The following is a 5,754-nucleotide window of genomic DNA, read 5'->3' on the forward strand; positions in this document are numbered from 1 at the left end:
GGGCTTTGTATAACGACATGATGAGCAAAGCCGCCGTTTTTGATGCCGTGCTGCAAGCGGTAGCCGGCTACTACCGACCGCTCAAATTAATGATTCTGGCCACAGCAGAGCAACAGCACTACCGCGACCTGGCCAGCGCCAAAGGCGTTGAGCTGTTATTTGAGGCCTTTGCCGACAGGCGTTATACCGACGATGGCAAGCTGACACCACGTGCCGAGGCAGGCGCTGTGTTGCATGAAGCCGAGATGCTGGCGCAGGTGTCGCAACTGGTGACCCAGGGCACGGTAACAACAGCCTCTGGCAAAGCTCTGCCACTGAGCGCCGATACGATGTGCGTACACGGCGATAATCAGGCGGCCATCGCTCAGGTAGAAAAAATTAAGGCTTTGCTGGCATGAGTCAGGTGCAATATCAACTGTGCACTGCCGGTGAAAATGCCTTGATGCTGTATTTCGACCAGCGTATTGACCCGGCCATATCAGCGCTGGTGCAACAGGCCAGCGAGCTTATCCGTACTGAATTGTCAGAACATCTGCTTGATTTATTGCCATCTTACGCGTCAGTACTGGTGGTATTTAACCCGCTCAGTACTGATTTGTTCCGGGTTCGCAGTCAGCTACAGCATTGCCTGCAGCAGCTGCACAGCGGCGACAGCACAAGCGGCAGGCAGATCGAACTGCCGGTATATTACAGTGAAGAAAGCGGCCCGGATTTAACACGGATTGCCAGTGCAAAAGCGATCAGCGTTGCAGAAGTCATAGAGCGCCATCAGGCGCTAAGCTACCGCGTTTATGCCATTGGTTTTGCGCCGGGTTTTGCTTACCTGGGTGAAGTAGACCCGTTACTGCAAATGCCGCGTCTTAGTACACCACGGGCAAAGGTGCCGCGTGGTGCAGTCGCAATAGCCGACCGGCAAACAGCGGTATACCCGGCGCAATCACCTGGTGGCTGGAACCTGATTGGCCTTTGCCCTACGCCGATGTTTACACCGGACGCCAGCCCGGTTATGCCGGTTGCTGTCGGGGACGAAGTTCGCTTTGTTGCAATCGACAAAGCCGAGTTTCTGCGTCTGGGAGGTGAATTATGAGCGGCTTTAGTGTGATAGCGCCTGGCGTACTCAGCCTGCTACAGGACCAGGGCCGTTTTGGCCAGAGTGCTCTGGGCCTGACGACCGGCGGGCCAATGGACCCACAATCAGCTTACTGGGCAAACCGGCTGCTTTCCAATTCACAAGACGCAACCCTTATTGAGTGCAGCGTGGGTGGTTTACAGCTAAAAGCCAATTGCAACAGCTATATTGCCGTTACCGGGGCCAACGCGGCACTAACGATTAATGGCAATGCCGCTGAGCTTTGGACAACATTGCAGGTTCGTAACGGCGATATTATCGAGCTGGCTATGGCAAGTCAGGGCCTGCGCTGCTATGTTGCGATAGCCGGCGGTTTTAAGGTTAAGCCGCAATTTGGCAGCACTGCGACAGTGCTGCGCGAGGGCATTGGCGGCCTGAATGGGAATAAACTGCAAGCTGGCGACAACCTGCCGGCCGCAGAGATAACAAGCCTGCCCAGATTACAACTGCCTGTGCAATACCGGCCTCAGTTTAACCGTATTCTGACCTTGCGCCTGATTGAAGGCTACCAGGTCAGCAGCTTTATCAGCACCGAGCGCCAGCGTTTTTATCTGCACAGTTATCAGGTTACGCCACAGGCAGATCGAATGGGCTACAAGCTAAAAGGCAGTGCCATCAGTTGCCAGCAAAGCCAGCTGTTGTCAGAGGGCATTTGTTATGGCGCCGTGCAAATCCCGCCTGATGGCCAGCCCATAGTACTTTTGAATGACCGGCAAACGCTCGGCGGTTACCCGAAAATCGGTTCAATGCTGTCGCTTGACTGCGCACTGCTGTCGCAGGCCGGTGCAGGAGTAGAAGTATACTTTACCCCCATCAGCGCTGAGCAGGCCCACAATGCCCTGTGTCTGGCCAAAGTGCGCACCGATGCCATCACCAGTCAGTTGGTAACCCTATAGATGAATACATTAAATACTGATTTTCTGGCCATCAGCCAGCAGATAGAACAGTTGTTAGTGCGGCAAAACCTGCGCGGCATGGCGACGCTTAAGCCACATTTACGGCCCGGTTATATTCTGCGTGCGGCACGACTGCTTAACCAGTGCCGTGGCACTGTGCTGATTGGCACCGGCTTCCCGGTATTAGACACTTTTGAAACCGATGGCCCTGTCGGCGCTATCGGCCTTTACCAGCTGCTGAAACAGCTTGGCGCCAGACCAATTATCGTCTGTGGCGACCCGTTATACAGCGCATTAAAAGCAGATTACCAATGCTACCAGATCACCGTTAATCAGTATGACGCCCTGCCAGCAGTAGCCAGTAAAGCGCTGGCCGAATTGCAACCGCAACTGGTGATCTCTATTGAACGCCCAGGGTTTAATGCCCAGCACCGCTACGCCAATATGCGTGGTGAAGATATATCACTGCGCTGCGCCAGCTTTGATTATTTTCTGACATTGGCGGCCTGCCCCAGCATTGGTATAGGCGATGGCGGCAATGAAATTGGTATGGGCAACCTGTACCAACAGGTCAGCCAATTAAACATTACGCCATCAGTAACACAATGCGATGAACTGATAGTGGCTGATGTATCAAATTGGGCAGCCTGGGGTCTTGCCGCCATGGTGTCGGCACTACGAGGTGAAGACCTGTTAGCAAGTGCTGACCCACTGGCCATTTTGCAGTATTTATCGGCCAAAGGCAGCGTGGATGGTGTTACCCGGCTAAATACGCTAACTGAAGACGGCCTGCCTCATACCGAGGGCCTGCAATTAATAACTGACTTGAAGTTACTGATAAAGTGAGAATCGGATTAGCCTAAACCGACCGTTGGAGCCCTGGATGGGCGGAAACGAGCCTACAGGGATGTATTTACGGCGTGTCGGTGTGGCTAATCCGGTTCGAAGAGATATTAAGTGGCACTAAGAAGAGAACCGCAATGACAACAGTATATTTAAACGGTGCCTTTGTACCGGCCAGTGAAGCCAAAATATCGCCGATGGATCGCGGCTTCTTATTTGGCGATGGCATCTATGAAGTGATCCCAAGCTATGCCGGACGCTTTGTCGGTTTTGGCCCGCATATCGACCGCATGCACAGCGGCCTGGCACAACTGTCAATTGACCCCAAGCTCAGCCAGGCAGACTGGCAACAGATCGCCGACCAACTGCTGGCAGACAACCGCGCAGAGCTGGGAGACAACATTGGCGTGTATTTCCAGGTAAGCCGCGGAACCGACACCAAACGTGGTCATGCCTTCCCGGCCAATATTACCCCGACCGTATTTGGCTTTGCCTTTGCTATTCCGCCAGAACCGGTAGCCGATAAAGCCAAAGCCACAACCTATGCCGTTGTGACCGGGCAGGATTTACGCTGGCAGCGTTGCCATATTAAATCGACATCGCTGCTGGGTAACGTGTTGCACTATCAGCAAGGCTACAGCCAGGGCGCGCAGGAAATTCTGCTATTCGATAAAGACGGTAACTTAACCGAAGGCGCGGCAGTGAATGTGTTCGTGGTCAAAGACGGCGTTATCGCCACCCCGCCGCTGAGCCATAAATTACTGCCTGGCATTACCCGCCACATTTTGCTGGCAATATTGGCAGCGCACAGCTCATTGAAAGTGGAAGAGCGCGATATCAGTGAAGCCGAAGTGCTGGCGGCTGACGAAATCTGGCTGACCAGCTCCAGCAAAGAAATTGCACCAGTGTTGTTTGTTAACGATAAACCGGTAGGCGATGGTTTAGTTGGTGATGTCTGGCTGCAGGTGCAACAGCTATTCAGCCGCTACAAATTCGACTACTAAGTATTTTCGCGCTGTAGCACCCGTTACAGCGCATTTCAGCCGCTTTTTCGCACTTTTAACAAATAATTAATTTACAAAAAATTATTATTTGGTTATCTTTCGGCAACGTCCATTTCAGCCAACCATCGGATGACGACTGGTATGTTCAGGCAAAAGCCTTTTGCGCTGCTAATGGCAGCACTGAGTTTTCTAGTATTTATTGTTTTTTCACAACAGGTTACAGCAGATATGTTTGCTTGGTTTAAAAAATACGATGTGCATTTATCACCTGAGGTGCGGGGTAAAATAACCTTTAACGGCAACCCGGTTGCTAACACCAAAGTGTTTCGCGAACTCACCTACGATAAAGAGTATCTGGACTACGCGACAACCAATGCTGATGGCTCGTTTTCTTTTGACGAAAAAAATATCCGCTCACGCCGGCCCGGTAGCGCCTTTGACACCTCCAAACGCCAAGTTCTTTATATTGACCATAACGATCAACGTTATTTGTTGTGGTACTACACGACACTTAACGCCTCTGAAGCAAAAACGCTGACAGAGAAGATGCAACGGTTGCAATGTGAATTAACGCAGCCGGAAAAAACGTACGAACTCCCTAACCAAGAGTTTCCTGAGCACCCACATGGTGTGACAGGTGTCTGCAGTCTGGACTAAATTACCATCGAAAGGATTATCTAATGGCTACGTTAACACCAAAACTGGCAGTACAACTGGCTTCCGTCGCATATGACATACAAAAACCAAGTTCGTCCGGATTATACCGCTTTGGTAAGTCTGCGCCTGAAGTAGAAAAAGCATTTCAATTTGATTTGTCGAACGGCCCTATTCAGGGTGTATCCGGCAGCATTCTAGCGAGAATGTTAAAACGCTCTACTGGTTTCGCTGCTGTCGGCAAAGGCAAAGGAACCTATGATGGTGATCATGTCATTGCGATCCGAGGCACTGCAAGCCTGAGTGATGGCATAACAGATGCTCACATTGGTTTAACCGGTGGCGACAATAACTCTATGATCCATGCCGGTTTTAATAAAACTTTTCAAAGCATGAAACCGGCTTTAGAGCAAACCTTAACGCCCATGCTGGCTCGTAGTTCTACCGGCACTGTACACTGTGTTGGTCATAGTCTTGGTGGCGCTTTGGCACACCTAACCGCCGATTGGGTTAAAAGACGTTATAAGAACAAAGTGTTTCTTTATACCTTTGGCGCACCACGGGTAGGGCTTGACGGTTTCGCGATGAAAACGTCAAACAATATAGACCGGATTTTCCGCTGCACACATGCTGCCGACCCTGTGCCAATGGTGCCACTGTGGCCTTTCGTGCATGCGCCATATCAAGGCGAGGAAGTATTGCTGGCCCAAGGACAAGGAATTAGTTTCGCCGCACATAAAATGGCAGTGGAAGCTACTCCTGGCTATCTGAATACTGCAAATAACGACAGCTGGCGTAGTCTGCAAACGAAGTCATCGTTAAACCACATTGCCGTGCGATTTAAGTATGAGAACCGTCATCAGGCTTCTTTTAGCAGCTACTGGGCAGAAAAGATCAGCTCTGGTTTAATTACATTATTAAAAGATGCTGGCTACTACACCGCGGTAATGGCACAAGCCGCTATTGGTACAGGCTTAACCTTTTACGATATGCTGGCCAGAACGCTGGAAGCGGTTGCCAAAGCATCAACCAAATTGGCAGAGCAGACCAAAGGCTTGCTTGGCCATATGCTAGTATTCGCCCGACAAGCGGTAACTACAGTAGCCGAATTATCATTTAAATTTATTCGCTGGGTGTTTGACGCCACCTTGGGAGCTTTGTATCGCACTGCACGCGAAGCAATAAACAGTGTGATGTAACATGTCCCCGCCCGGCATGGCCGGGCGTT

The 5,754-nt window shown here is 51.1% G+C and carries 7 protein-coding genes; all 7 read left to right on the plus strand.

What is annotated here, in order from left to right; all coding sequences use genetic code 11:
* Positions 1-398: LamB/YcsF family protein (locus tag VIN66_RS08705; RefSeq protein WP_331923611.1), on the plus strand; the 398-nt coding region annotated here is incomplete at its 5' end.
* Positions 395-1,087 carry an allophanate hydrolase subunit 1 gene (locus VIN66_RS08710; RefSeq protein WP_331923612.1) on the plus strand — a complete coding sequence of 231 codons (693 nt, stop codon included), beginning with the start codon at positions 395-397 and terminating at the stop codon, positions 1,085-1,087. The genes VIN66_RS08705 and VIN66_RS08710, both read left to right, overlap by 4 nt.
* A complete protein-coding gene (locus VIN66_RS08715) occupies positions 1,084-2,025 on the plus strand; it encodes a biotin-dependent carboxyltransferase family protein (protein WP_331923613.1) in 942 nt (313 codons plus the stop codon). Before VIN66_RS08710 ends, VIN66_RS08715 begins: the two co-directional genes overlap by 4 nt.
* Positions 2,026-2,871, plus strand: a complete 846-nt coding sequence (locus VIN66_RS08720) for a DUF4392 domain-containing protein (RefSeq protein WP_331923614.1) — start codon at positions 2,026-2,028, stop codon at positions 2,869-2,871.
* A 134-nt stretch (positions 2,872-3,005) separates the two neighbouring features.
* Positions 3,006-3,872, plus strand: a complete 867-nt coding sequence (locus VIN66_RS08725; RefSeq protein ID WP_331923615.1) for a D-amino acid aminotransferase — start codon at positions 3,006-3,008, stop codon at positions 3,870-3,872.
* Positions 3,873-4,043: 171 nt separating this feature from the next.
* Entirely contained in the window at positions 4,044-4,529 is a 486-nt protein-coding gene (locus VIN66_RS08730; protein WP_331923616.1) for a DUF6795 domain-containing protein, read from the plus strand.
* Between the two features lie 23 nt (positions 4,530-4,552).
* The gene (locus VIN66_RS08735) at positions 4,553-5,725 is read left to right on the plus strand and encodes a lipase family protein (RefSeq protein WP_230819846.1); all 1,173 of its coding nucleotides are present in this window, start codon (positions 4,553-4,555) and stop codon (positions 5,723-5,725) included.
* Positions 5,726-5,754: the final 29 nt, after the last annotated feature.

The sequence above is a fragment of the Rheinheimera sp. genome, from assembly GCF_036568245.1.
Taxonomy (GTDB): domain Bacteria; phylum Pseudomonadota; class Gammaproteobacteria; order Enterobacterales; family Alteromonadaceae; genus Alishewanella.

Excerpts from the sequence above, each read along its gene's own strand:
- VIN66_RS08710 (WP_331923612.1), top strand. The coding sequence starts at position 395 with ATGAGTCAGGTGCAATATCAACTGTGCACTGCCGGTGAAAATGCCTTG.
- VIN66_RS08715 (WP_331923613.1), top strand. The coding sequence starts at position 1,084 with ATGAGCGGCTTTAGTGTGATAGCGCCTGGCGTACTCAGCCTGCTACAG.
- VIN66_RS08730 (WP_331923616.1), top strand. The coding sequence starts at position 4,044 with ATGGCAGCACTGAGTTTTCTAGTATTTATTGTTTTTTCACAACAGGTT.
- VIN66_RS08725 (WP_331923615.1), top strand. The coding sequence starts at position 3,006 with ATGACAACAGTATATTTAAACGGTGCCTTTGTACCGGCCAGTGAAGCC.
- VIN66_RS08735 (WP_230819846.1), top strand. The coding sequence starts at position 4,553 with ATGGCTACGTTAACACCAAAACTGGCAGTACAACTGGCTTCCGTCGCA.
- VIN66_RS08720 (WP_331923614.1), top strand. The coding sequence starts at position 2,026 with ATGAATACATTAAATACTGATTTTCTGGCCATCAGCCAGCAGATAGAA.